4 protein-coding genes are annotated in these 2894 nt (G+C 50.5%); 3 read left to right on the forward strand and 1 reads right to left on the reverse strand.

Translation table 11 applies throughout. From position 1 onward, the window contains the following. Window positions 1-42: 42 nt before the first annotated feature. Window positions 43-1233 carry an NO-inducible flavohemoprotein gene (gene hmpA / locus ABYW01_RS18200; protein WP_372835572.1) on the forward strand — a complete coding sequence of 397 codons (1191 nt, stop codon included), beginning with the start codon at window positions 43-45 and terminating at the stop codon, window positions 1231-1233. Between the two features lie 82 nt (window positions 1234-1315). Here the strand turns inward: hmpA and ABYW01_RS18205 are convergent, their stop codons facing one another. Beyond that, window positions 1316-1744 carry a helix-turn-helix domain-containing protein gene (locus ABYW01_RS18205; RefSeq protein WP_372835575.1) on the reverse strand — a complete coding sequence of 143 codons (429 nt, stop codon included), beginning with the start codon at window positions 1742-1744 and terminating at the stop codon, window positions 1316-1318. Between the two features lie 85 nt (window positions 1745-1829). On the opposite strand from ABYW01_RS18205, the gene ABYW01_RS18210 reads away from it, so the two are divergent. Both ABYW01_RS18210 and ABYW01_RS18215 read left to right on the forward strand, forming a co-directional pair. After that, window positions 1830-2471, forward strand: a complete 642-nt coding sequence (locus ABYW01_RS18210) for a cation transporter (protein WP_372835577.1) — start codon at window positions 1830-1832, stop codon at window positions 2469-2471. 174 nt (window positions 2472-2645) lie between these two features. Next, window positions 2646-2894, forward strand: a 249-nt coding sequence (locus tag ABYW01_RS18215; protein WP_372835580.1) for a carboxymuconolactone decarboxylase family protein, incomplete at its 3' end; no start/stop codon positions are given.

The raw sequence follows: 2894 nt of genomic DNA on the forward strand, positions 1-2894 counted from the left end.
ATAAAATACATGTATTTATAATTCCCAGAGATATAGAATCTGATGAGCCTTTCTGCACAAACAATCAGCATCGTAAAATCCACTGCACCTGTCCTTGCACAACATGGCGAAGAAATTACACAGCACTTCTACCAGCAGATGTTCAAGGAAAACCCTGAACTGCTGGACATCTTTAACGCAGCGAACCAAAAGACCGGGCGTCAACAAGCAGCGCTGGCTAACGCGGTTTACGCGTATGCGGCCAACATCGACAATCTGGGTGTACTGACAGCGGCCGTGCAGCGTATTGCTCACAAACACGCCAGCTTTAATATTCTTCCCGAACACTACCCTATCGTCGGTAAACACCTGCTGGGGGCTGTCGCTCATGTACTGGGGGATGCAGTTACAGACGATGTTGTTAAGGCATGGACAGAAGCATACGGGTTGCTCGCTGATATCTTTATCGAGGTGGAAGAAGGCATCTATCGCGAAAACGAAAACAGTCAGGGCGGCTGGCGTGGAACCCGCGATTTCAAAGTTGTCGGCAAGGTACTGGAAAGTGAGCTGATCACCTCCTTCTATTTCGAACCTGCTGATGGTGGCACCGTTGCGGATTTCATTCCCGGTCAGTACATCGGAATCTACCTGCAACCGGCAGACTCTGAGAACCGGTGCATTCGTCAATACAGCCTCTCAGATGCTCCGAACGGCAAGCAATATCGCATCTCAGTAAAACGAGAAGATAACGGACAGATCTCCAACCATCTTCACGATTCCGTACAGGTTGGAGATACCCTACAGTTAAGCCCTCCGAGTGGCGATTTCTTCCTCGACACCCGCGCTGAAAGTCCTGTGGTATTGCTCAGCGGTGGCGTTGGTCAGACACCGATGCTGAGTATGCTGAATAGCCTCGTCGCGAATAACAGCCAACGTGAGATTCGCTACGTACACAGTGCCGTGAACGGCAAGGTACATGCGTTTGGTGAACACGTTTCTGAGATAGCGGCCAAGCATGACAACGTCGAACAGGTTCTGTTTTATGATCAACCGACGGATACTTGCTCCGGCCACCAGTTCTCCGGTCTGACTGACTTGAATGCTGTACGCAAGCAAATTGAGCTGCCTGACGCTCATTACTATTTCTGCGGACCGCTGGGTTACATGTCGATGATCAGTGAAACACTGAAAGGCTGGGGCGTACCCGTGGAGAACATCCACTTTGAAGTGTTTGGACCTCATAAAGAGATCTGATCACATCTTTCAGGTCTGAGAACACACCTCATCCAGGGGAGCATTCAAGGCTCCCCTTTTAGTTGGCTTACCGAACCACACCCTATCCGCAGTGGTCTCCGTCACACTGGCCATGATCCGCCAAGACCTCGAGAATCCGACATTGGTGGCTCTCCTCGTAGTGGCAGCCTTCAATCATCGTCACCAACTCCGATTCCAACGCCTGTAATCGCTGTATTTTGTCGCGAACATCTGCCAGATGATGCTGAGCAATTTTGTCTGCTTCGACATGATCACCATAACAACAGCCGTTGAGCTGCTTAAGTTTCTCAACGGTCGGAAGATCAAACCCCAGTGCACGCGCATGCCGGATAAAGCGCAGTGTCGTCAGGTGTTTGTCTGTATAACGTCGCTGATTGCCCTCAGTGCGCCCAGCAGGTGGCAGTAACCCTTTGTCTTCATACCATCGAATGGTCGTCACTTTGCAATCCGACAGCTTGGATAATTGCCCGATGGAATAATAATTCGACATTTTTTATCTGCGCCTATTGAACCTCTAGTGACTAGAGACTTTAAGCTTTCCCTATCAAATATGGAACTCATTAAGGAACAGACCGATGGCACAACATTGCTGCGGCAATACTGAATTCACCGGGTTAGATCCGGCGTACAAACGCATTCTGTGGCTCATCATCGTGATCAACGGCGCCATGTTTGGCGTCGAAATGGTGGCGGGTATTCTTGCGCAATCTCAGGCCCTTCAGGCAGATGCACTCGACTTCATCGGCGACACGCTGAGCTATGGTATTAGCCTGTGGGTGATTGGCAAAGCCGCTAGTATTCGTAGTAACGCTGCACTGTTTAAAGGCTTCACGCTGACAGTAATGTCGCTCTGGGTGGTCGGCAGTACAATCTATCGCATCTTCGTCATCAACAGCCCTGAACCATTCACAATGGGCGCAATTGCGGTTGTAGCATTCGCAGCCAATCTGATCAGCGTGCTTCTGTTGATGCGTTATAAAGATGGCGACGCCAATGTCCGATCCGTCTGGCTTTGCAGCCGCAACGACGCCATCGGTAATCTGATTGTATTAGTCGCCGCGTCGGGTGTTTGGTACTCAAATAGTGCATGGCCTGACCTGGTTGTCGCGGGCATTATGGCGGGTCTGTTCCTCTCATCGGCATGGCAGATCACCACACAGGCCCTTCGCGAGAAACGGAATAGTGGAGATGCAGAAACACACTGCTCCTCGTCGTAATCTAACCAAAGAGGGTACCCTCGGGATCGCGTCATCGGGGTGCAGATAGCAGGTGAGTTTCGCCCTGCTTTAGGTTTCAGATCTCACTGCCTTCTGATGTCGAAAATATACAATACGGGCCTCGTTCCCACCATTAAAGTGATGACCAGTTAACCTTAATGGAGAGACTCCCCGATGACTGAACGCATCAACTACGCTCAATACGCGCCTGAAGCAATGGAAACCATGTACAACCTGGAACGCTACATCGCACGATGCTACCGGGAACGCGATAGTTTTGAAAAGCCCCTGCTAGATCTGATAAAACTTCGTGTTTCACAGATAAACGGCTGTGCCTTCTGTATCGACATGCATACCAAAGAAGCGCGTGCAGCAGGTGAAACAGAACAGCGCCTATACGGACTAAACGCCTGGCGCGAGACC

Source organism: Pontibacterium sp. (genome assembly GCF_041587635.1).
Lineage (GTDB): Bacteria > Pseudomonadota > Gammaproteobacteria > Pseudomonadales > Balneatricaceae > Pontibacterium.

Bases quoted from the DNA above. Each gene is read 5' to 3' on its own strand.
- ABYW01_RS18205 (WP_372835575.1), bottom strand. From the start codon at position 1,744: ATGTCGAATTATTATTCCATCGGGCAATTATCCAAGCTGTCGGATTGC.
- ABYW01_RS18210 (WP_372835577.1), top strand. From the start codon at position 1,830: ATGGCACAACATTGCTGCGGCAATACTGAATTCACCGGGTTAGATCCG.
- hmpA (WP_372835572.1), top strand. From the start codon at position 43: ATGAGCCTTTCTGCACAAACAATCAGCATCGTAAAATCCACTGCACCT.